Origin of the sequence: Pseudomonas cichorii, from assembly GCF_019719005.1 — a bacterium.
GTDB classification, from domain to species: domain Bacteria; phylum Pseudomonadota; class Gammaproteobacteria; order Pseudomonadales; family Pseudomonadaceae; genus Aquipseudomonas; species Aquipseudomonas cichorii_E.
Genome location: NZ_JAIGPJ010000005.1, coordinates 144330 through 167211 on the forward strand (window position 1 = coordinate 144330; position 22882 = coordinate 167211).

At 59.0% G+C, this 22882-nt stretch carries 15 protein-coding genes; 6 read left to right on the forward strand and 9 right to left on the reverse strand.

What is annotated here, in order from left to right:
• Window positions 1-100 precede the first annotated feature (100 nt).
• On the reverse strand, window positions 101-1651 hold the full coding sequence (locus tag K5D32_RS06890; protein WP_221576434.1) for a sensor histidine kinase: 1551 nt from the start codon (window positions 1649-1651) through the stop codon (window positions 101-103).
• A gap of 286 nt (window positions 1652-1937) precedes the next feature.
• On the opposite strand from K5D32_RS06890, the gene K5D32_RS06895 reads away from it, so the two are divergent.
• Window positions 1938-3674 carry a type III effector HrpK domain-containing protein gene (locus K5D32_RS06895; RefSeq protein ID WP_221599559.1) on the forward strand — a complete coding sequence of 579 codons (1737 nt, stop codon included), beginning with the start codon at window positions 1938-1940 and terminating at the stop codon, window positions 3672-3674.
• A gap of 93 nt (window positions 3675-3767) precedes the next feature.
• On the opposite strand, the gene fabI is transcribed toward K5D32_RS06895, so the two are convergent.
• The 8 genes from fabI to gloB all read right to left on the reverse strand — a co-directional run bounded on the left by fabI (window position 3768) and on the right by gloB (window position 14558).
• Window positions 3768-4562 (reverse strand): enoyl-ACP reductase FabI, encoded by a 795-nt coding sequence (gene fabI / locus K5D32_RS06900; RefSeq protein WP_201019791.1) that lies wholly within the window; start codon window positions 4560-4562, stop codon window positions 3768-3770.
• A gap of 18 nt (window positions 4563-4580) precedes the next feature.
• The gene (locus K5D32_RS06905) at window positions 4581-6191 is read right to left on the reverse strand and encodes an ABC transporter ATP-binding protein (RefSeq protein ID WP_221593489.1); all 1611 of its coding nucleotides are present in this window, start codon (window positions 6189-6191) and stop codon (window positions 4581-4583) included.
• Between the two features lies 1 nt (window position 6192).
• On the reverse strand, window positions 6193-7212 hold the full coding sequence (locus K5D32_RS06910) for an ABC transporter permease (protein WP_095068168.1): 1020 nt from the start codon (window positions 7210-7212) through the stop codon (window positions 6193-6195).
• Between the two features lies 1 nt (window position 7213).
• On the reverse strand, window positions 7214-8287 hold the full coding sequence (locus tag K5D32_RS06915) for a microcin C ABC transporter permease YejB (protein WP_025259232.1): 1074 nt from the start codon (window positions 8285-8287) through the stop codon (window positions 7214-7216).
• A 1-nt stretch (window position 8288) separates the two neighbouring features.
• Window positions 8289-10136, reverse strand: coding sequence for an extracellular solute-binding protein (locus tag K5D32_RS06920; protein ID WP_221599560.1), 1848 nt, complete (start codon window positions 10134-10136; stop codon window positions 8289-8291).
• On the reverse strand, window positions 10133-11962 hold the full coding sequence (locus K5D32_RS06925; RefSeq protein WP_221576550.1) for an extracellular solute-binding protein: 1830 nt from the start codon (window positions 11960-11962) through the stop codon (window positions 10133-10135). The genes K5D32_RS06920 and K5D32_RS06925 overlap by 4 nt, the downstream gene beginning before the upstream one ends.
• Before the next feature lie 137 nt (window positions 11963-12099).
• Entirely contained in the window at window positions 12100-13680 is a 1581-nt protein-coding gene (locus K5D32_RS06930; protein WP_221576439.1) for a LysM peptidoglycan-binding domain-containing protein, read from the reverse strand.
• A 98-nt stretch (window positions 13681-13778) separates the two neighbouring features.
• Window positions 13779-14558, reverse strand: a complete 780-nt coding sequence (gene gloB / locus K5D32_RS06935; RefSeq protein ID WP_221599561.1) for a hydroxyacylglutathione hydrolase — start codon at window positions 14556-14558, stop codon at window positions 13779-13781.
• A gap of 78 nt (window positions 14559-14636) precedes the next feature.
• Between gloB and K5D32_RS06940 the strand changes: the two genes are divergently transcribed.
• From K5D32_RS06940 to K5D32_RS06960, 5 genes are all read left to right on the forward strand, one after another.
• On the forward strand, window positions 14637-15395 hold the full coding sequence (locus K5D32_RS06940; RefSeq protein WP_221599562.1) for a class I SAM-dependent methyltransferase: 759 nt from the start codon (window positions 14637-14639) through the stop codon (window positions 15393-15395).
• Window positions 15396-15448: 53 nt separating this feature from the next.
• Window positions 15449-15901: a ribonuclease HI gene (gene rnhA / locus K5D32_RS06945; protein WP_221576442.1), complete on the forward strand. Its 453-nt coding sequence runs from the start codon at window positions 15449-15451 to the stop codon at window positions 15899-15901.
• A gap of 79 nt (window positions 15902-15980) precedes the next feature.
• Window positions 15981-16757, forward strand: coding sequence for a DNA polymerase III subunit epsilon (gene dnaQ, locus K5D32_RS06950; RefSeq protein WP_221599563.1), 777 nt, complete (start codon window positions 15981-15983; stop codon window positions 16755-16757).
• Window positions 16758-16850: 93 nt separating this feature from the next.
• Window positions 16851-17408: a GNAT family N-acetyltransferase gene (locus K5D32_RS06955; RefSeq protein WP_221599597.1), complete on the forward strand. Its 558-nt coding sequence runs from the start codon at window positions 16851-16853 to the stop codon at window positions 17406-17408.
• Between the two features lie 167 nt (window positions 17409-17575).
• Window positions 17576-22753 (forward strand): M35 family metallopeptidase, encoded by a 5178-nt coding sequence (locus tag K5D32_RS06960; RefSeq protein WP_221599564.1) that lies wholly within the window; start codon window positions 17576-17578, stop codon window positions 22751-22753.
• The last annotated feature ends 129 nt before the right edge of the window (window positions 22754-22882 follow it).

A 22882-nucleotide genomic window follows, 5' to 3' on the forward strand; every position in this document is an offset into this window, starting at 1 on the left:
CCCTTTTGGTGTCGCGCCCACCCCGCCCCCCTGGCACTGCCCCGATGCGTTCTGCTTTCCGGGGTTCGCGATTTTCTGTTCAGAAGCTCAGCATCAGTGGCTAGAGCTTGAAGCGCACGCGTATGCTGCTGAACTCGGTGGAAGGGTTCACGGTAATGGCTTGGTCACCGTAACCCGAATAGCTTTTGACCAGCCGCATGCCCAGCCCGGTCCCGCTGGGTTTCGGGTAGGATTTCGGAAAGCCTTCTCCCTCGTCTGTCACTACAATCGCCGCGTCTTTTCCGTCGCTCGTCACTTTGACAGTGATCGTGCCTCTGCCGTACTTCAGCGCGTTGGTGACGAGCTCCGAAACCACCAATCCCAATGGGGCCATCCTTTCCGAAGGCAGCAAGAAAGAGTCTGCCTCAAGTTCGATTTCGCGCTCACCGAAGACGTTACCGATATCAGCAAGCAATGCGCCCAGATACTGAGGAGCGCTGACATTGCTGGTGTCGGTATCCTGATAAAGCCGCTCGTGTACGCTCGCAATGGTCAGAACCCGATTGGCTGCCGTTTGCAGTTGAATCCTGACCGCATCTTCGACAGCGAGGTTGGCTTGTAGCAGCAACAGGGTATTGACCAGATGCAGGCTGTTCTTGACCCGATGATGGATCTCCTCCATGTGCAGGCCGCTTTCAGTGAGCTTTGTATTTTGCGCATCAACCAGGGCTGCGAGTTTGACCTCCTGATCATGACGCTCGGTGATATCCCGAGACACGGCAATGATCTTGTCGACCTGCCCTTGCCTGTCGAAAATGGGGGCTGCGGTTACATCCCACCACTTTGGCTCGCCCTTGGCCGTTGGGCAGAACGACTCGAATCGGACCGATTCTCCCGCGACGACTCGAAAGACGGCATCGTGGATCAAGTGTCTGGAGCTTTCAGGCCATAGCGCTGCCCAGGGCTGACCCGTGACCATGTCCAGGCTGTCGAGCTGCATTCGGCATAACCCGGCCTCGTTGAAAAACTCGACAAGGCCCTGGCGGGAAATGATTTTCACGCAATCGGGACTGGCATTGAGGACGCTTTGCGAATAAGCGTGAGGGCTGTCAGCTTCCAGCTTGACCGTGAGCCGTTCAATCGCCAGAGAGATGATATTGGCCAGCCCTTCCAGAAACACGATATCGCTTTCGATGAAGTCGTCGCCGTCACGGCTGTCGACTTCAAGTATTGCGTAAGTCGCCGCTGTACCTCGCACGGGTACGTTGATGGCCCGTTCGATCCCATAGTCCCTGAGCAGGGTAGGGGTGCGAAATCTCATCTCCTGGCCCAGATGATTCGAGATCACTGGCCGGTTGGTTGTAAAGGCATACCCCGCCGGACTGGCTTCATCAGCCCCGACTGTCGCCGTTCCGATATCCGAGGACTTCCAGCCGACGCCATGTGAAAGGAGAAACAGCGGTTCGTCAGGAACCGGCAGGAGCACCTTTGCGAACTGCGTATTCATTCCCGACGCGGCGGTCATGCAGGCCTGTGTCAGGAAGTCATCGAGATCTGTCATTTGTAGCGACTTCACACCAAACCCGACGACCAGCTCATGCTGTCTGCGTAACCTGGTATGCGAAATTTGCAGGGCGGCACGAACAACTTCGTCTGGTGACAATTCGGGCATATAAGCATCCGGCGTGAGCGATTGATAAGGGTGAGGGCACAGCTATGAACAGCCGCTCTCGCTCAGCGCCGCACGTGGCGTGATCGGAGAAATCGCGTCGCAATTTACACTCATAACTGCACAAGTAATAGCTGCCCCTCTGTATCACCGACCAAACGCAGGCCAGCTCACGACGGGAATGGACGAACGGTCATATTCTTTTTTGCCGCCATGGAACCGTTTCTGCGCGCTGGCCACTCAGTCGAGCATGTAGATCCTTGTTTCGTGTCCGAGGGAGATAACCCGCATGAGCGATCCCATTTCAAGTACCGGTCGTGGCCCAAGTGGTTTTGGGAGCTTTCCGGTTCCGGAAAACCTTACTGAAGTCCCCTTTACCCTGACCTCGGGCGAATTCCACAAAGCTGCCGGTGGCCTTGGCAGTGTCGAGTATGGTCAGGCTGGCACGACGACAAGGACTGCATCGCAATCCCCTCAGGCTGCCGAAGACTCGATTCTTCAGCGTCTGCTGCGCGCCTTGAGCAGCCAGCTATCAGGCAAGGCCCAGCCTCCTGTGCGGGAAAATCATCAGTACCTCGATGAGTCGAAATACAGCTCGCCCGAAGAGCTGGCCAAATGGGACGGTTTGCTGGGTGATATGCCGGCCTCCAAGCGTGAACAGGCCGCCAAGGAGCTGAATCGCCCGATTGCCGCCGCCAGAATGATTGCCGCCAATGACCCGGATGCGGACAAGGCATGGGCCTTTCTGGATGAGAACCCGACCTTGAAAACTGCCATGGACACAGCCCAGGGCGGCAAGGCGGACGGCAAGATTACCAGGAAGGACGCCAAGACCTTCGCCAAAAACATGGAGAAGCAGGTCGACAAGGGCACAGACAGCCTCAATGACTTTCGCAAGGACAATCCGGATGCCGATGCGCAATCGGTACAACTGGTGCGTTCTGCTGCCGTGCTGCTGGCTCATGAGCCCATAACTGAAGCCGGTGATCCGTCCAACGCTCAGGGTGTAGAAGGGCAGACCAAGGTCAACGGGCGTACCACCATCGCGGGGCTTGAGTCGGTGAGCTCGAATAACCCGGGGCTTTCCAGTGTGCTGCAGGACTCTGCCGCGACCTGGGCGCAGCCGGGCATGTTCGAGATGATGGACCAGGGCAACATGCGCGGCAAAAAGCTGGCGATGCGTGCTCCTGACGGCGTGATGATCAAACGGGATATCAGCACCTGGATCAAGCACAAGGCGCCTGCCAATGAAGACGACTTCTCCAGAGTCCTCACGGATGCGGCGACTGTCGGTGCGGTTTCCAAGGTGGATATCAGCCAGTTGAATGGCGATGTCTTTAGCAACCCGCAGGCCTACAGCGGCGAACAGAAGGCGGCCGTGCTGGTGGAGTTGCAGCAGATTTCCGAGCAGGTCGTTGCAGGGCGCTCCATCCGCAATACCTCGGCCACCGAAACCGCTCTGGATGAAAAGATCACTCAGTTGCAGAACGATCCTTCCGTGCAGGACTTTCTAGGCAAGAATACCGATCGGCAGGCAGAGCTGATCATCAACAGCGACCCGGCACTGGCTCAGGTGGTGAATGAAACCACGACCAAAAAAGCAGCGGCGGGTGCCACCGGAATGAGCACCGCATTTACCCCTGGTGGCACTGGCAAGGATACGAATCAGGCCAAGGATGATCTGAAGCAGGCTGCCAGCACTATTCACGACGTGATCGACTTTGGGGACAAGGTGGGGGTGCGCAGGGCCGGTGCAAACGCAGCGGTAGGGATCGGTGGGCGTGTAGCCGCGGCTGTTGGCGGGCGCATTGTCGGTGCGGTTGCCGGTCAGGCCGCAGGTGCAGCGGCGGCTTCGGCAATCGGTGCGGCCGCAGGACCGGTGGGTTGGGTGGTCAGCGGTGCCATCAGCATCGGTATGGGCATTTCGGAGATCGTCAATGCGGTGAAGGAGCGTAAAGAGCGCAAGGCCTTCAGCCGTACCGTCAACCCGACTCTGGAGCAGTTCGGCATACCCAAGCCTAAATAGGCGTGGGGGCAGAAACAGAAAATCCGGATCCCTGGCGGGCGTCCGGATTTTCTGTTTTCAGGGCCGACGTCAGACGCCGGCCCCTATCGAAGATCACTCTTCGATGTTGCCCATCGCGGTGGTGTTGAAACCGCCGTCGACGTACATGATTTCACCGCTGATGCCGGACGCCAGGTCCGAGCACAGGAAGGCGCCGGCGTTGCCGACTTCTTCGATGGTGACGTTGCGGCGCAGCGGGGTCTGCGCTTCGTTGGCTGCCAGCATCTTGCGGAAGTTCTTGATGCCGGAAGCTGCCAGAGTACGGATCGGGCCAGCCGATACGGCGTTGACGCGAGTGCCTTCCGGGCCGAGGCTGCCTGCCAGGTAACGAACACCGGCTTCCAGGCTGGCCTTGGCCATGCCCATCACGTTGTAGTTAGGCATGGTGCGCTCTGCGCCCAGGTACGACAGGGTCAGCAGGCTGCCATTGCGGCCTTTCATCAGTTCGCGACCGGCCTTGGCCAGGGCAACGAAGCTGTAGGCGCTGATGTCGTGAGCGATGCGGAAGCCATCACGGGTGGTGGCTTCAGTGAAGTCGCCATCGAGCTGGTCGCCCGGAGCGAAGCCTACGGAGTGAACGATGACGTCCAGGCCGTCCCACTTCTTGCTCAGCTCTTCAAAGACCTTGTTGATCTCTTCGTCGCTGGCTACGTCGCAAGGGAAGCACAGCTCAGGGCCCGAGCCCCAGCCTGCTGCGAACTCTTCGACACGGCCCTTGAGTTTGTCGTTCTGGTAGGTGAACGCAAGCTCGGCGCCTTCACGATGCATGGCGGCAGCGATGCCGGATGCGATGGACAGTTTGCTTGCGACACCGACGATCAGGACGCGCTTACCGGCGAGAAAACCCATGTGTTGTTCCTCTTCAGGTTAATCGACAGCTACCGGCGCCAGAAAGGCGGCTTCCAGTAGCTGCTGTGTATAAGGATGTTGCGGTGCGGCGAAGATATCCTGCGCCACACCCTGTTCGACCACTTTGCCTTGCTTGACCACCATCAACTGGTGGCTCAGCGCTTTGACGACAGCCAGGTCATGGCTGATGAACAAATACGTCAGGTTGTACTTGGTTTGCAGCGAGCGCAGTAACTCGACTACCTGGCGCTGCACTGTCCGGTCGAGGGCCGAGGTCGGCTCGTCCAGCAGAATCAGCGCCGGTTTTAACACCAATGCACGGGCTATGGCGATTCGCTGCCTTTGCCCACCCGAGAACTCGTGGGGGTAGCGGTGCCGGGTTTCCGGGTCCAGACCTACTTCCCTGAGTGCCTCGATAATAGCCGTTTCCTGCTCGGCCTCCGTCCCCATGCCATGAATGCGCAGGCCTTCGCCCACGATATCGCTCACTGACATGCGCGGGCTCAGACTGCCGAACGGGTCCTGGAACACCACCTGGATCTGTCTGCGCAGCGGACGAATCTGCTGTTGCGACAGGCCATTGAGCGGTTTGCCCTGGAACCGTATGGCGCCCTCGCTGCCGATGAGCCTGAGTATTGCCAGGCCCAGCGTCGATTTGCCCGATCCACTTTCACCGACAATCCCCAGTGTCTGGCCTTGAGGCAGGCTGAAGCGAATACCATCCACCGCCTTGACGTGATCGACGGTTCGCTTGAGCAGGCCTTTCTTGATCGGGAACCAGACTTTCAGGTCCTCGACTTCAAGCAGTGGAGCGCCAGCCGGGTTGGTCGAAGGACCGCCGCTGGGCTCTGCACTGAGCAACACCTGGGTGTACGGATGCTGTGGTGAACGGAACAGTTCTTCGCACAATGCTTGTTCGACGATGCAACCGCGCTGCATGACACATACGCGGTTGGCTATTTGCCTCACAACGTTCAAATCGTGGCTGATCAACAGCAATGCCATACCCAGACGAGCCTGTAATTGCTTGAGCAATTCAAGGATTTTCAGCTGTACCGTGACGTCCAGCGCAGTGGTGGGTTCGTCGGCAATCAGCAGCTCGGGTTCGTTTGCCAGGGCCATGGCGATCATGACGCGCTGGCGCTGGCCGCCCGACAACTCGTGGGGCAGGGCCTTGAGGCGCTTGTGCGGTTCGGGGATGCCGACCATTTCCAGCAGTTCCAGCGTGCGCGCCGTGGCGGCCTTGCCGGTGAGCCCTTTGTGCAGGCCGAGCACTTCGTTGATCTGCTTTTCCACCGAATGCAGCGGATTGAGCGAGGTCATGGGCTCCTGGAAAATCATGGCAATGCGATTGCCACGAATGGAGCGCAGTTTTTTCTCGTCCATCTTCAACAGGTCATCGCCCGCATAGCGGATGGTGCCGGCAGGATGGGTGGCAATGGGGTAGGGCAGCAGGCGAAGGATCGAGTGCGCAGTGACCGACTTGCCGGAGCCGCTTTCGCCGACCAGAGCCAGGGTTTCGCCGCGGCGGATATCGAAGCTGATGTTTTCGACCACGCGCTGGCGCGACTCGCCTGTCACGAACTCGACCGCCAGATCGCGGATTTCGATCAGATTGTCATTGTTCATTTCATTTCCTTGGGTCGAAAGCATCGCGGGCGGATTCGCCGATGAACACCAGCAGGCTCAGCATCAGTGCCAGTACGGCAAAGGCGCTGATCCCGAGCCAGGGAGCCTGCAGATTGGATTTGCCCTGCGCAACCAGTTCGCCCAGGGAAGGCGAGCCAGCGGGCAGGCCGAAGCCCAGGAAGTCAAGCGCCGTCAGGGTGCCGATGGCACCGGTCAGAATGAACGGCATGAAGGTCATGGTCGACACCATGGCATTGGGCAGGATGTGGCGGAACATGATTGCGCCGTTCTCCATACCCAGCGCCCGGGCGGCGCGCACGTATTCCAGATTGCGGCCGCGCAGGAACTCGGCGCGTACCACGTCCACCAGACTCATCCAGGAAAACAGCAGCATGATGCCCAGCAGCCACCAGAAATTGGGTTGCACGAAGCTGGCCAGAATAATCAGCAGGTACAGCACCGGCAGGCCTGACCAGACTTCCAGGAAGCGCTGGCCCAGGAGGTCCACCCAGCCGCCATAGAAACCCTGCAATGCCCCGGCAATCACCCCGATGACGGAGCTGAGCACTGTCAGGATCAGGGCGAACAGCACCGAGATGCGGAAACCGTAGATGACCCTGGCCAGAACATCGCGTCCCTGATCGTCGGTGCCCAGCAGGTTTTCCCGTGAGGGCGGCGCGGGGGCCGGGACTTTCAGGTCATAGTTGATGCTCTGATAGCTGAACGGAATGGGCGCCCACAGGGTCCAGCCGTTCTTCTGCGCCAGCAATTCCTTGATGTACGGGCTTTTGTAGTTGGCTTCCAGCGGGAATTCACCACCAAAGGTGGTTTCCGGGTAGCGCTTGACTACAGGGAAGAACCATTCGCCGTCATAGCGCACGGCCAGCGGCTTGTCGTTGGCGATCAGTTCGGCGCCCATGCTCAGGCCGAACAGGATCAGAAACAGCCACAGCGACCACCAGCCGCGCTTGTTGGCCTTGAAACGCTCGAAGCGGCGGCGATTGAGAGGAGACAGCTTCATATCAATGCTTCCTGCTTTCAAAGTCGATGCGCGGATCCACGAGGGTGTAAGTGAGGTCGCCGATCAGTTTCACCAGAAGCCCCAGCAGGGTAAAGATGAACAGGGTGCCGAAGACCACCGGGTAGTCGCGGTTTATGGCTGCCTCGAAGCTCATCAGGCCCAGGCCGTCGAGAGAGAAGATCACTTCCACCAGCAACGATCCGGTAAAGAAGATGCCCATGAAGGCGGACGGGAAACCGGCGATCACCAGCAACATGGCGTTGCGGAACACATGGCCGTACAGCACGCGGTTATTGCTCAGGCCCTTGGCCTTTGCGGTCACGACGTACTGCTTGCTGATTTCGTCCAGGAAGCTGTTCTTGGTCAGCAGGGTCATGGTGGCGAAGTTACCGATCACCAGCGCTGTCACCGGCAGCACCAGGTGCCAGAAGTAGTCGCCGATCTTGCCCAGGGTGCTCATCTCGTCGAAGCCGTTGGACGTCAGGCCGCGCAACGGGAACCAGTTGAAGTAACTGCCGCCGGCAAACAGCACGATCAGCAGGATCGCGAACAGAAAGGCAGGAATGGCATAGCCGACGATGATGGCCGAGCTGGTCCAGACATCGAAATGGCTGCCATGGCGCGTGGCCTTGGCGATGCCCAGCGGGATCGACACCAGATACATGATCAGGGTGCTCCACAGCCCGAGGGATATGGACACCGGCATCTTCTCGACAATCAGGTCGATCACCTTCGCATCGCGAAAGAAGCTGTCACCGAAATCCAGCGTCGCGTAGTTCTTGATCATGATCCACAAGCGCTCCGGTGCCGACTTGTCGAAGCCGTACATGCGCTCGATTTCCTTGACCAGCGCCGGGTCCAGGCCCTGTGCGCCGCGATAGTTGGAGCCGGCCACCGAGACTTCCGAACCGCCACCGGCGATGCGACTGGTGGCACCGTCGAAGCCTTCGATCTTGGCGATCATCTGCTCCACAGGTCCACCGGGAGCGGCCTGGATGATGATGAAGTTGATGATCAGAATGCCGAACAGGGTCGGGATAATCAGCAGCAGGCGCCGGAGAATATAAGCCAGCATGTTATTGCTCCGTACTCGCAGGTTCAGCCTGCCCGTTAGCAGGTTGCTCGGGGACTGCCGGTTTTGCGTCCGGTTTCACCCACCAGGTCATCACGCCGATATCCGACAGTGCCTTTGCCTTGGGGTGGGCGATATGGTCCCAGTAGGCCACGCGCCAGGTCTTGATGTGCCAGTTGGGCACCACATAGAAACCCCAGAGCAGCACGCGATCCATGGCCTGTGTATGGGCGATCAGGTTCTGGCGCGAGTCGGCATTGATCAGGCCATCTACCAGCGTGTCGACTGCCGGGTCCTTGAGGCCCATGAAGTTGCGGCTGCCAGGGTTGTCGGCGCTGGAGGAATGGAAGTAGATCCGCTGTTCGTTGCCCGGTGAGCTGGATTGCGGATAGCTGCTGACAATCATCTCGTAGTCCCGCGAGCGCAGGCGATTGATGTACTCCGAGACGTCCACACGGCGAATGCTCAGTTCGATCCCCAGGTCATTCAGGTTGCGCTTGTAGGGCAGCAGGACCCGCTCGAACTCGGTCTGGGCCAGCAGGAACTCCAGTTTGACCGGGTTGCCCTGGGTATCCACCATCTTGTCATTGACGATTTTCCAGCCTGCTTCCTGCAACAGATGGAAGGCCCGGCGCAGTTGTGGACGGATCATGCCGCTGCCGTCGTTGACTGGCAGTTTGTATTCTTCACTGAAGACCCGGTCAGGAATCTTGCCGCGCAATGGCTCCAGAATGGCCAGTTCCTGTGGCGATGGCAGGCCGCGGGAGCCCATCTCGGAATTGTCGAAATAGCTTTTGGTCCGGCTGTAGGAGCCGTTGAACAGTTGCTTGTTGGTCCACTCGAAATCCAGCAGCAGGGTCAGGGCCTCGCGCACCCGTATGTCCTGGAACACTGGTTTGCGCAGATTGAAGACGAAACCTTGCATGCCGGTCGGGTTGCCGTTGGGCAGCTCTTCCTTGATCAGGCGGCCATCGCGCACGGCTGGGGTGTTGTAAGCCGTGGCCCAGTTCTTGGCGCTGGTTTCCAGCCAGTAATCGAACTGCCCGGCCTTGCCTGCTTCCAGCGCGACGGTGTTGTCACGGTAGTAATCGGTGGTCAGGAAGTCGAAGTTATAGAGCCCTTTGTTGATCGCCAGATCCTTGGCCCAGTAGTCCTTGACCCGCTCGTAGCGCACCGAGCGTCCGGCCTTGACCTCGGCCACCTTGTAGGGGCCGCTGCCCAGCGGGACGTCCAGATTGCTCTTGCTGAAGTCGCGAGTGGCCCAGAAATGCTTGGGCAGCACCGGCAACTGGCCAATGATCAACGGCATTTCGCGGTTGTTCTTGTGCTTGAACTTGAACAGCACGCGCAAAGGGTCTTCGGCAATCACCTGATCCACATCGGCGTAGTAGCCGCGGTACATGGGCGAGCCATGTTTCATCAGGGTTTCAAAGCTGAACACCACATCTTCGGCACGTATCGGATGCCCGTCATGGAAGCGTGCTTCAGGGCGCAGGTAGAAGCGCACCCAGTCATTGTCCGGCGACTTTTCGATCTTGCCGGCAACCAGCCCGTACTCGGTGAAGGGTTCATCCAGGCTGCGGCTGGTGAGGGTGTCGTAGATCAGGCTGACATCGTCAGCGGCCACGCCCTTGTTGATGAACGGGTTGAGGCTGTCGAAACTGCCGAAGCCTGCCTGACGGAACGTCCCGCCCTTGGGTGCGTCGGGGTTCACGTAATCGAAATGCTTGAAGTTGGCCGGATATTTCGGGGCTTCGTCATACAGCGTCACGGCGTGCTGGGGAGCAGCCTGGGCGGTGCAGACGATACCGGCCAGGAATGCCTGTATGAACAGGGAGCGCAGTAGGGTCATCGGGTCTTCTCCGGAGTCTTGAGCCACCACGCACGCAGCCCCAGGGTATAGGGCGGGGTGGTGACCATGGCGAATCGATTGCGATAGGCCAGGCGATGATTGTTCAGGTACCAGTTCGGGATGCTGTAATGCTGGGAGAGCAACACACGATCAAGTGCGCGTGCCGTTGCGACTTGTTCATCATGAGTCTGTGCGGCCAGCAACTTGTTGAGCAGGCCGTCGACCACTGGGTTGGCGACACCTGCGTAGTTCTTGCTGCCATTGACCGAGGCCTGGCTGGAGTGGAAATACTGCCACTGCTCAAGGCCAGGGCTGAGTGTCTGTTGCAGGGTCATGAGGATCATGTCGAAGTCGAAGTGATCCAGCCGCTGCTTGTATTGGGCGCGGTCCACGGTCCTCAGGCTGGCTTCGATACCGATGCGGCGCAGATCTTCTATATAAGGCTGCAGAATGCGTTCGAGGTTGGGGTTCACCAGCAGGATTTCAAAGCGCAGCGGCTGTTTGTCCGCATTGAGCAGGCCTTGCTCGGAAAGCTTCCAGCCTGCCTGGGTCAGCAGGCCCAGTGCCTGGCGCAGGGTTTCCCGCGGGATGCCCCGAGCATCGGTCTTCGAGGGGCTGAAAGGCCCGGTGAACAGGCTGGCTGGCAACTGGTCCCGGTAAGGCTCCAGCAGTTCCAGTTCGCGACCGGTGGGCTGGCCTGTCGCAGAAAACTCGCTGTTGGGGTAATAGCTGGTGGAACGTGAGTAGGCATCACTGAACAGTGCCCGGTTGGTCCACTCGAAATTGAACATCAGCCCCAATGCTTCACGAACCCTGATATCGGCAAAGGTGCCGCGCCGGGTGTTCATGAACAGTCCCTGAGTCTGAGTCGGAATCCTGTGAGGGATCTGCGCCTTGATCACCTGCCCATTGGCGACCGCCGGGAAGTTGTAGCCATTGGCCCAGTTCTTGGCCTGATGTTCGATATAAATGTCGAATTCACCGGCCTTGAAGGCTTCAAACGCCACATCGCTGTCGCGGTAGAACTCCACTTCTACCCGGTCGAAATTGTATTTGCCGCGATTGACCGGCAAGTCCTTGCCCCAGTAGTCCTTCACCCGCTCGAATACCAGTTGGCGTCCGGGCTGCACGCGGGTGATGCGGTAGGGGCCGCTGCCCAGGGGCGGTTCGAACGTCGTGGCCTTGAAGTCGCGGTCTTTCCAGTAATGCTGCGGCAGTACCGCCAGCTCACCCAGGCGCAGGATCAGCAGCGGATTGCCGGAGCGCTTGAAAACAAAGCGGATGCGATGGCGGTTGAGAATGTCGACCCGTTGCACTTCCTGCAAGGCCGTGCGGTATTGCGGATGACCGTCCTTGAGCAACGTGCGGTAGGAGAAGGCCACGTCATAGGCGGTAATCGGCTTGCCATCATGGAAGCGCGCCTGAGGACGAAGGTTGAACACCACCCAGCTACGGTCCTCGCTGAACTCCACCGACTGGGCGATCAGCCCATAGCTCGAAGTCGGCTCATCGCCGGACGGGTCGTATTGGCCGGTGCCGACCATCAAGGGCTCGTTCAGCTCGTTGACGCCATATTGCAGGAAGTTACCGGTGGAAACCGGGCTGGTGCCTTTGAAGGTGTAAGGGTTGAGGGTATCGAACGTGCCGAAGGCCATCATTCGCAAGGTGCCACCCTTCGGCGCCTCGGGATTGACCCAGTCGAAATGAGTGAAGCTGGCCGGGTACTTGAGAACGCCAAATTGCGCATAGCCATTGCTTTCGCTGATGGCTGCGTTGGCACAGAAGCTCAAGACCAGACAGATAAACAGCAGGAAGGGACGTATCACGATCCAGACGGCTTGGGCTTTCGGGTCGCTAACAGTAACAGCTTGTCCCGGCTGGAAAAAGACCGCAGGCAATGCAGGTGGAATGGTCTGAACGACCACTTGCCCCGAGGTTGCTCCAGGGCAGGTGGCCGACGTCATCAATGAGGCAGGTAGACAGTCAGGGTCTGGCCGGGTTTGAGGGCCTGACCGGTACGCGGGTTCCAGCGCTTGAGATGCTTCATGTCGACATTGAAGCGCTTGGCGACCAGATACATCGAGTCGCCTTTCTGGATCTTGTACTGCATGGATTTCTTGTCGCCGGGCTCGGCGCTGGCGGTTGCCGTGTTATTGGCCTTGCCGCCCTGTACGACCAGCGTCTGGCCGATCTGGAGCTTGTTGCCGGAAAGCTTGTTCCAGCGTTGCAGCTCTACGACATCAACCTTGTGTGCCTGAGCGATGCTCGACAGGTTGTCGCCACTCCTGACCTTGTAGCTGCGGCCGGTGGCCGGCTTGTCGTTGCTGGCCAGCTCTTCGAACACAGGCTGCGAAGACTTCGTACCGGGCTGGACCGGAATGTTCAGGGATTGACCTGCCTTCAGCCTGTTGCCTTCCAGTCTGTTGTTGCTCTTGATCGAGCTGACCGTCACCTGATAACGACCGGCAAGGCTTTCCAGCGTATCGCCACGGCGCACGCGGTAGGGTTGCCATGCGGTCAGCTCTTCGGGCTTCATGGCCGACAGGCTTGCCGTCAACAGTTGTGCCTTGGAGGTCGGCACCAGCAAATGCTGAGGGCCGTCGATGGTCAGGCGCTTCTTGAAGGCCGGGTTGAGCTGGATGAGCTCGTCTTCGTCGATATTGGCCAGGCTCGCGACCTTGGACAGGTCGACACGCTTGTTGAGCTCGACGACTTCAAAATAGGGTTCGTTGGCAATCGGGTTCAGGTTGACGCCATAGGCATCCGGCGACAGAACCACCTGGGACAAGGCCAGCAACTTGGGCACGTAGTCACGTGTTTCCTGGGGCAGCGGCAGGTTCCAGTAGTCCGTAGGCAGGCCGAGCTTCTCGTTGCGCTCGATGGCGCGGCTGACCGTGCCTTCGCCGGCATTGTAGGCGGCCAGTGCCAGCAGCCAGTCGCCGTTGAACATGTCATGCAGTTTGGTCAGGTAATCCATCGCCGCCACGGTGGACGCCTGGATATCGCGTCGACCGTCATAGAAACTGGTCTGGCGCAGATTGAAGTAACGCCCGGTGGACGGGATGAACTGCCACAGGCCGACAGCCTGGCTGCGGGAAATGGCCATCGGGTTGTAGGCGCTTTCGATCACTGGCAGCAGGGCTAGTTCGAGGGGCATGTTGCGTTCTTCAAGGCGTTCGACGATGTAATGCATGTAGAGGCTGCCACGCTCGCCTGCGCCTTCCAGAAACGAGGGGTTGTTGGCGAACCACAGACGCTGCTGGTCGATGCGCGGGTTCTGGTCGTTGTTCTGTTGCAGCTGGAAGCCCTGGCGCATCCGGTCCCAGATATCCTGGGGTGGGGCCGAAGGGTTTGGCGTCTGGGTGATGAAGATGGGTTTTTGCTTGATATGGGTAGCGAGGTTGGACGTGCGGTAAGTGCTGCTGGGCTCGACGTGACTGGTGGTCTGACAGCCTGCCAGCAGGGCGCTCGCGGCTACAGCCACAGCCTGCGCGAGCCGAGTCAATGCGTCCGGATTAAGGTGTTTGTGTGTGAGTGACGACATTGGCTGGGGGGGACTTCCAGGCGAAAATGTCGGGCGATTCTAGAAAGCGTCCCCCCAGCGGTCAACCTTTCAGAATTTTTGTGCCGATCACTCGGGCTTTAGAACGTATCTTTCCATGCCCTCAAGCTAGCAAAAACCTCGCTCGGCGAGCGGTTTTCGTGGCCGCTCCGTTCGTCCGCTTTTTCTTTAACAGATGTTTCCCCGACCCTCAGGAAGGGGTTGGTGCGTCGTTCCAGAGCTAGATTGGAAGGCAGACTGATGCGATTTTCGCTGCGCCACTGGCTGACTTGCGCCAGACGTTCGGCAATGTCCCGATTGTCCGGTTCAACGGCCTGGGCGAAACGCAGATTGCTCAGGGTGTACTCGTGGGCGCAGTAGATCAGTGTGCTGTCGGGCAATGCCGCCAGTCGGCTCAGGGATTCATGCATCTGCTGAGGCGTCCCTTCGAACAGACGACCGCAGCCTGCGGCGAACAGGGTGTCGCCACTGAACAGCACGGGAGTGGTGGTGTCATGGTGATAGAAGGCGATATGGCCCAGGGTATGGCCCGGTACGGCATGGACCACGAAGTCCTGGCCCAGAACCGATACCCGGTCATTGTCGGTCAGCGCGACATCACGGGCCGGAATGTTCTCCGTGGCCGGGCCGAGCACGCGGGAACCTGTGGCCTGCTTGAGACGCACGACACCACCGACATGGTCGTTGTGATGGTGAGTGATCAGGATGTCGGTCAGTTGCCAGCCAGGATTGTGCTCCAGCCAGTCGAGGACCGGCTGTGCGTCACCCGGATCGACCACTGCGCAGCGCTGAGTGGAAAGGTCTTGTAACAACCAGATGTAGTTATCGTTGAAAGCGTGCAGAGCGTGAATCTGTATCATGGCGCAGTTCGCACATCAGGAAACAATGGTGCATCTTAGTCTTTGATGCGGTTGCAAGCGAACCCAAGGAGACCCCACATGACCGATGAAGCGTTCGCCCAGGCCGATCCTGAATGGCTGGCCCTGATGCAGGCCGCACGCACCTGGCTGTCCGGGCCGTTGGGGCAACTGCTGCTCGAAGAGGAGCGCCGGGTGCTCGAAGATGAGTTGGGGCGCTATTTCGGTGGTTATCTGGTGCATTACGGGCCATCTGCCGAAAACCCGCCCGTAGCGAAGCAGGTGCAGCGCAATGTCCGGCTCGGGGCTCCCTTGCCGGGCGTCGAGATCGTTTGCGAAGAAGAGGCCTGGCCCTTGAGCGAGCATGCCGCTGACGTGGTGGTCCTGCAGCACGGCCTGGATTTCTGCCTTTCGCCCCATGGCCTGCTACGCGAGGCCGCCAGCAGCGTCAGGCCGGGCGGGCATCTGTTGATTATCGGTATCAATCCATGGAGCACCTGGGGTTTGCGGCATGTCTTCGCCCGTGATGGTTTGCGCAAGGCGCGCTGTATTTCGCCGTCACGTGTCGCCGACTGGCTGAACCTGCTGGGGTTCGCGCTGGAGAAGCGGCGCTTCGGATGCTATCGTCCGCCTCTTTCTTCGGCAGCATGGCAGGCACGCCTTGGCGGTCTGGAAAGCCTGGGCGAAGGTCGGCAAAGCCCCGGCGGCGGCTTCTATCTATTGGTGGCGCGCAAACTGGTGGTGGGCCTGCGTCCGTTGCGTCAGGTTCGTCGCGAGCCGATGGGCAAGCTGATTCCGCTGCCGATGGCCAAGGTCAATCGCAACACGCTGGAGCCTTGAGCGCCAGGCCTGCCGTCCTGCCGAATAATCCCTTTGATTCTGGAACGGTTGTAATGAGCGAAAGCGTTGAACTCTTCACTGATGGCGCCTGCAAGGGCAACCCCGGCCCTGGCGGCTGGGGTGCATTGCTTGTCTACAAGGGCGTCGAAAAGGAATTGTGGGGCGGTGAAGCCAATACCACCAACAACCGCATGGAGCTGACAGGTGCCATTCGCGGCCTGGAAGAGCTCAAGCGTCCTTGCGAAGTGACCCTGGTGACGGACTCGCAATACGTCATGAAAGGCATTACCGAGTGGATGACCAACTGGAAGAAGCGCGGCTGGAAGACCGCTGCCAAGGAGCCGGTCAAGAATGCCGACCTCTGGCAACTGCTGGACGAGCAGGTCAGCCGCCATACCGTGAAGTGGCAATGGGTGCGCGGCCATATCGGCCACCCCGGCAACGAGCGCGCCGACCAGTTGGCCAACCGTGGCGTGGATGAGGTGCGCGGCATCAAGCAGGGCTGACCGCTTGCCCGATGAGCTGAACGGCTCATCGGGCTTTGCAGCATGCTAATATCGCGGCCTGTAGACGAGGCAACAGTCAATGGCAGTGCAAAACACAGATAACAGGTCCGTAGTACTCGATACCGAAACTACCGGTATGCCCGTCACCGACGGCCACCGCATCATCGAGATCGGTTGCGTCGAGTTGATCGGCCGCCGCCTGACCGGGCGGCATTTTCACGTTTATCTGCAACCTGATCGCGAGAGCGATGAAGGTGCGATTGGCGTTCACGGCATCACCAACGAATTTCTGGTGGGCAAGCCGCGTTTCAATGAAGTCGCCGAGGAGTTCTTCGATTTCATCAAGGGCGCGCGGCTGATCATCCATAACGCGGCGTTCGACGTTGGTTTCATCAACAACGAATTCGCGTTGATGGGTGCCCACGACAAGACCGACATCACCCAGCATTGCTCGGTGCTCGATACGCTGTTGATGGCCCGTGAGCGTCATCCCGGCCAGCGCAACAGCCTCGATGCCTTGTGCAAACGCTATGGCGTAGACAACTCGGGTCGTGAACTGCACGGCGCGTTGCTCGACTCCGAGATCCTGGCGGATGTCTATCTGGCCATGACCGGCGGGCAGACCAGCCTGTCTCTGGCTGGCAACGCGAGCGATGACAACGGTTCCAGCGGTGGGAGTGCCAATCGCGGCAGCGAGATTCGCCGCCTGTCCGGCCGTCAGCCGTCGCGCATCATCCGGGCGACTGAAAGTGAGCTGGCAGAGCACGAGGCACGCATGGCCATTATCGCCAAGGCAGCAGGTGCGCCGCCGTTATGGGTTCAGTTGGAAGAGGCCAAGGCTCAGGCTTCGTCCTGACCGGGCAAAGGTTTGCACCCATACAGACTGTGTGAAAACGCAGCATGACCGAGCGGAGTAGTGTTCACATCGTCTGAACAGGGCAGCGGTGAAATGACGGTAGCAAACCCTTCTCTGAGCATTCGGGTTGCAGACGAATGCTTCGAGGATTACATCCTCAACAGCGAATTCACCTTCACGGTCCGTGGCTATGCCCGGGTGGTCGTGGGGCAGAGTGTCGAATCCTGGGTGGTCGATTCCGTAGAGCCCTATCTCAAGAACTACGGCATCGACTCACAGGAGTTCTGTGATTACCGCGATGCCGCCGACAGTACGATACTGGTCGCCTGGCTGGGCGAACAGGCGGTCGGGCATATCGTGCTCAGCACCCACTGGAATGGTTTTGCCCATATCGATGAACTGGCGGTGGATGAATCGGCCCGTCGCTGCGGGGTTGCCCGGTCATTGCTGGAGGTGGCGCAGTTCTGGAGCCGCCAGCGCAATCTGCCGGGGATCATGCTCGAAACCCAGAACAACAACCTTGCGGCCTGCAGGCTGTATGAGCGCTGTGGGTATGTGGTGAGTGGTTTCGATCAGATGCGCTATCGCGCCATAGATCCGAAAACCCGTGAAACAGCGATTTTCTGGTATCTGATCTTTCCTGAACCATGAGGTAGATACCCTGACGGGATTCGGGTCATTACCTGCGCCAGTCTCTGATTGTCGATTGCCATATGTACAGCAGTTGCCCGGCAATCTTTCTTTAGGCTCCTTTTTCACTTTTTCTGCCGCCGTTGCCCTGTGTGCCCGGTGGCGTTTTGTGCAAAAGGAATCTTGTCGTGCCCACCACTCCGTATTTTCAAAGCGAAGCGCTTCACCGGCGCTTCACACAGCATCTGCAGGACGCCTACGCCAAGGGGCTTATCGTTGCCGATGAAATGCAAGACCTGCAGCGTCTGTTCACTGCCGAACAAACGCCTTCGGCAAGCCAGACGCAGCACACACTTTATCGTCTAATCCTGGAGGATGGTTCACCCGTGCCTCTCGGGCTTGCCTCGGCTCTGCTGATCGTGCGTCGCCATGGTGAGACTGAAACGCTGTACCTAGACACTTTGGCTCAAGGTTTCAAGCGTTTTACCGATCACTCACAGCTCGCGGCGTACGCCAAAAAACTGTTCGCCGTGCGTGCCGATCTGGAGCCTGCCTATGAGTTTCAGGTCCTGGAAGAATCGCCGTTCGAGGCCTGCATGTGGCGGATCGTCGATCACCAGGCCCAGAACCTGCGTTGGTTGGCCAATGACCTGCAGCAATTGCCAACGTTGCCTCAGGCGCTGCCGCAGCGGCTGGCCTCGAAGCTCATCGCTATCTGGCCCGATGGCCATCCCGATCTTCATGCTCCGCTGGTGCAACTGGTCGAAAGATCTCATGAGCCATCCGGTGAGGTCCGGGATGAGGTTTTACTGGTCACCCACTTCGAGCGATTCATTCTGGACGCTCTGACGGGTGAAATCCTGCCAGAGAATCAGTGGTTTCGATTTCTTGACCTCAATGGTCAGCCGCTGAATTCGCTTGACCTCAATGGTCAGCCGCTGAATTCGCTTGACCTCAATGACTTCAATTTACGTCCTGTAGACTTGACGGGTGATCTGGAGCAATTGCTGGATAACCACTGGACTGCACGTGACCGTCAAGGCGTGAGCCGACGCGAGCGCGTGGCTCAGGTGCTGTCCGATACTTTCAGCCATCAGGTCTTGATGCAGGAACAGGTTCTGGCTGCCGCAGCGCCCGCTTTGATCAGGATTGCCGGAGCGGCCCTGTACGAACTGTCGCCGGTCCCCATCAACCGTCTGTCTCTGATGATCGGTGGGCAGGGGACGTTCAAGCTGGTCAGCCTGTATCTGATTCAACTGGAACTGGGAGCCTACGTTCTGTACTCGCCGCGGCGGGGGCTCCGTTACCTGAGCGACTGGAATGCCCTGACCCGTCTGATCGACAGCCCGGAGGGACGCAGCGAGCTTCATGAGTATCTGTCCCTTGATGACCTGCTTGTCGTGGAGGCTGCGCAGAGCTGGCAACTGCGTGCATACCCACTGGACAAACCGTTGTTTCTGGATTGCCTTGACGCGATCATCGGGCTGCAGCAGCGCAACATCAACGTCGCTCTGCAGCGCTGCTGCGAAGAAGTGGGCGAGTTGCTGGCCATGTTCGATGATGCGCTGGATATTCGCGCCTTTTTCGATGCCCGTCTGCCTTACATTGGAACCAAGGGGCGCTGGCTGGCGCAACCGACGAATTTCATGGCCAACTGGCCTCCATCCTACGGAATTGGCATGCGGACACCGCCGACAACTTATGCCGGTGTATGGATGGAGCAGGTGAGACTGGCCGACGCGGTGCTGAGCGAGCTCAAGGATCAGCGCCCCTCACTTGAAAGACTGGCCTGTCAGGCCATCAGTCCTTATCTGGCGGCGCTTGGTTATCCAAGGCCTCATGAGGGGGCGAAAGTCCTGCTCAGCTGGTCCCGTCAGGGGGGGGCTGCCGGTGTCGGCACCGATGTGCAGACACAGGTACCAGGCATTCAGATCCAGAGTCTGGCCGATCTGTTACTGGAGCGGGTGAGCGGCCAATCGACCACTCCGATTGCGCCTGATAGTCATTTGAATCTGCCACGGGAAGTACATGGCGTCGAAGGCGCATCGCTGACCATTCCGTTGCTCGACTATGTCGTGAAGCGCGGCGGTGCCGATCTGGAGGCCCTCTGCGCAGGCAGTGTCGACGCATTTTACAACCGTCCCAACCGCACCCCCAAGCGCCAATGGCAGTTAGACCGGGTCATGCATGGCATGCGTGACAACCTGTTGCGTCTGGAGCTGTCTGTCGCACGTCGCCTGAACGTCATCGCGGCACCGTTGCTCGATCAATTGCAGCAGGTGCTGGACTTCCCCCTGAGCAGGGGGCGCTGCAATGTGGCCCAGGCGTATGCCCTGTGGATCGAGATCGGAGGCAGGCGTTTGCCGCTTGGACTCAATACGGCCTGGGTTATTCAGCAGCCGCAGCACCCGGAAAGTGCCCTGTTGTTCTGGTCGATGTTCAGCGGACTGCAGGAGCTCCGCTCCAGAGCGAGTCTTCAGGATATGTTGTCGCAACGGTTGCAGGATACGGCCTGGCGCGGCAGATGGCTGCTGCTGTTCGCCAGCGAAGACCGGCAATGGCTGGATCAGGCGCTGGCGGCCTCTCAGACGCTGACTCTGTCGCTGGTGTGTGTAGACGGAAACTTTATTCGTCGGATGCAACAGGATGAACAACATTGTCAGGAGCAGGAGCTCTCCAGCGCCTTGCGTCATGGCAAAGAAAGTCGTCTGGCGGCGATACCGTTCAGTCGTTACGTGGATCTGGCCATAAGAGACGAGAGACTTTATTTCTGGATCGATGCGCTGGCGATTCGCATCCAGAACCAGTTGTTTTCGAGCTCACTGCCGGACTGGCTTGGCAACGCCTCGCTGGCGGATCTGGAGCGCTATGCCGATGTGCTGGCCGAGTACTTTCATTACAGCGATCCCGCCCAGGACTTCCTGAGCGATATTCCAACGTTACAGTCATTTGCCAATCAGCAACTGCTGGAGGCGCTGCAGCGGGATTTTCCCGGTCATGTGCTGGACCCAAAGCAGATTATCGTGACCATGCGCCAGAACATCATTGCCCCGGTACCTCCTGGTGAGGTGCCATTGTCCATACCGGCAGCCGTGTTGGAGCGCAGCGAGAACCTGGTGGCCTATTCGCTCAATCATTTTTCCACGACTCAGGGTGGCAGCCTGCTACTGAACGCATCACCCGATACCCCGATGCCAGCAGGTCTGACAGCCCGGTACCTGGCTGAACTGGTGCGCACCCTGGATGTGGGTCTGCGCTACCAGAACCTGTTGATCGAACGTTTCGACTCTCGACGAACCGATTACATGAAGCGGCGTGAGCGTTTCATGCTTCAGGCCCCGGCACGTTTGTTGGCCCCGGCACTGGAAATGAAGTTACAAGGTGAAATCAGCCAGGAGGCCTACGATTTCATCGAATGTGTGGTGACCATGCCCGATGGCAAGGCCCGGGCTCCCACGCACGGCAAGAACATCGTGCTGCGCCCTCTGGCCCTGGTGCCGCGCAGGGATATGGCCGCTGACCCTGTTGAAGGCCTGTTCCTGATAGGCCCGCAGGATCCGGCTCAAGGGCCGGTGGTGCTGCATAGCCTGTTCAGCGAGTCGTTCAGCTTCAAGGAATTTCGCAACCTGCGCGATGTGCTGGAGAACATGCGTCTTGAAGGCCCCTTGCAGCAACTGGTGCTTGACCGGGTCGATCCGCTGTTGCGTCAGCGTTACGCCAACAATGGGCTGATCGAGGCGCACATCCCCTGGAGTACCGAAGACATCGTGGACGTGCCGTTCGGCCAGCCTGGCGAGGTCAGTCTGGGTACCCGGATCATAGAGGGCAACGCCTTGCGTCATCTGTTCGAGAGCAGTCTGCAACTGATGAAGATGCTCAGCCGCCAGCAGTCAGTGACGACTGCCCAGGCCGACTGGGCGTCGTTCCTGCATCTGATGACATTGAGTGCCGAGCAGATTCTGGTATTTGCGCCTGGCAAGCTGGGTTTTCTGATTGCGCTGTGGCAGAGCCAGTCGTTGTTGCGCGCGTCGGCCAGTTCGGTGTCCGAGCAGCGTTGGGGACGGGCCTTGTCGGAGTTTTCGGCGGCTCTGGCCATGCTGGTGACCTCTCGGACCCAGGAGGAGCATGAGGTGTCGCGTGGCCGGCCAATCAACCGCGTGTCGGTGTTTTCCTGGGCCGGTTCGTCCCTGACCCCAGAGCTGGCGGAGCGACTGAGAGAGTTCGAAAAGCATGACGTCGAACTGGCGAGTCTGCAATACGATAGCCTGTACAACCTGTATCGGGACCCGGTCACTCAGGCCAGATACGCTCCCGTGGACGGTAAGGTCTATCAGGTCCTCGAGCAGGGAGGAGACTGGCGTATCCAGGGCAATGGCAAGAACGGACCGAAGGTGAAACTGAGCCAGAACCAGCGCTGGGAACTGAAACTGGATCTTGGGCTGTTTGGCGGCGGTCCCCCGATGTTCGCCCGTCGGGAGCGTAACCTGCAACTGGAGATCCAGAGTTACATGGATGTCTTTGCGCAGGGGATGACGGACATTCGTGCTTATTCCCGCGAGCAGGCCCGGGGGATCAGTATCGCGGTCCATCAGGGGCAGAGGTATCTGCAGACGGTATTGTTCAACCTGCGGGTACCGTTCGCCCAAGGGTTGGCCGAGCCGGTGAAAGTCATACTGAGGGATTTTTTCGGTGTACAGACAATCGAGCCGGAATTGATCGACGCTGTCAGGCAGCGTGTCATCGAGCTGTTCAATGGCCTGTCGGCCCCTTCATTATCAGTCTTGGACTCCAATCGTTTCGTGGTCGGTGCAGTCAAGCCTGGCCATGAGGGACTGGCAGCTTTCGTGTTTCAGAATGATCCGCAGCAACGTGTATTTCTTTGTGACATGTTTTTCTCGCCACCGATCTACAATCTCAAAAGCCCGTTGCCCGACAGTCGGGCTTTCAATGCCAACGATCATTTCCGGGTCATGGCGCTGTTGCATGAGCTGTCGCACTTGTACAACGGTACCGATGACATCGCCTATCTCGATGCCTGTGCCCCCCCTGCGTATCTGCTCGATGACAGCCAGCCGCAGAGGGCCTGGTACAAGCAGGCCCTGCAGAACATGCGCACACTCACGTTGTCGCACAGAACCCCGTCTACCGAGTTGTTTGTTACCGGAGGCAATGGTAACTGGCGGGATTTCACTCCCGGTGACGGCGACCTCTTCACGAAGATTCTCACCTTGACCGGCCAGTCGAGTCTGGCCAGCGCCCGCTGGTCCTTTCTGATCGACCCTGTTGTCCGACGCCGGGTGATCCTGAGCAATGCCGACTCTATAGCGATGCTGATCTCCTTGCTGGGGCGCGAGCGGTTCCTCTGACAGGGGGGATGTGACGTCAATGTGGCCGCGCCGGAAAGTTATCGGTGTTGATATATGTACGATAATTATCGAGCGGTCACTGGTTACGCTTCTTTGCACTGTATCCGCCACAGGAGCTTTTGTGTCCTG

Coding starts and splice junctions, on each gene's coding strand:
- K5D32_RS06890 (WP_221576434.1), bottom strand. CDS start 1,651: ATGCCCGAATTGTCACCAGACGAAGTTGTTCGTGCCGCCCTGCAAATT.
- K5D32_RS06895 (WP_221599559.1), top strand. CDS start 1,938: ATGAGCGATCCCATTTCAAGTACCGGTCGTGGCCCAAGTGGTTTTGGG.
- fabI (WP_201019791.1), bottom strand. CDS start 4,562: ATGGGTTTTCTCGCCGGTAAGCGCGTCCTGATCGTCGGTGTCGCAAGC.
- K5D32_RS06905 (WP_221593489.1), bottom strand. CDS start 6,191: ATGAACAATGACAATCTGATCGAAATCCGCGATCTGGCGGTCGAGTTC.
- K5D32_RS06910 (WP_095068168.1), bottom strand. CDS start 7,212: ATGAAGCTGTCTCCTCTCAATCGCCGCCGCTTCGAGCGTTTCAAGGCC.
- K5D32_RS06915 (WP_025259232.1), bottom strand. CDS start 8,287: ATGCTGGCTTATATTCTCCGGCGCCTGCTGCTGATTATCCCGACCCTG.
- K5D32_RS06920 (WP_221599560.1), bottom strand. CDS start 10,136: ATGACCCTACTGCGCTCCCTGTTCATACAGGCATTCCTGGCCGGTATC.
- K5D32_RS06930 (WP_221576439.1), bottom strand. CDS start 13,680: ATGTCGTCACTCACACACAAACACCTTAATCCGGACGCATTGACTCGG.
- gloB (WP_221599561.1), bottom strand. CDS start 14,558: ATGATACAGATTCACGCTCTGCACGCTTTCAACGATAACTACATCTGG.
- K5D32_RS06940 (WP_221599562.1), top strand. CDS start 14,637: ATGACCGATGAAGCGTTCGCCCAGGCCGATCCTGAATGGCTGGCCCTG.
- rnhA (WP_221576442.1), top strand. CDS start 15,449: ATGAGCGAAAGCGTTGAACTCTTCACTGATGGCGCCTGCAAGGGCAAC.
- dnaQ (WP_221599563.1), top strand. CDS start 15,981: ATGGCAGTGCAAAACACAGATAACAGGTCCGTAGTACTCGATACCGAA.
- K5D32_RS06955 (WP_221599597.1), top strand. CDS start 16,851: ATGACGGTAGCAAACCCTTCTCTGAGCATTCGGGTTGCAGACGAATGC.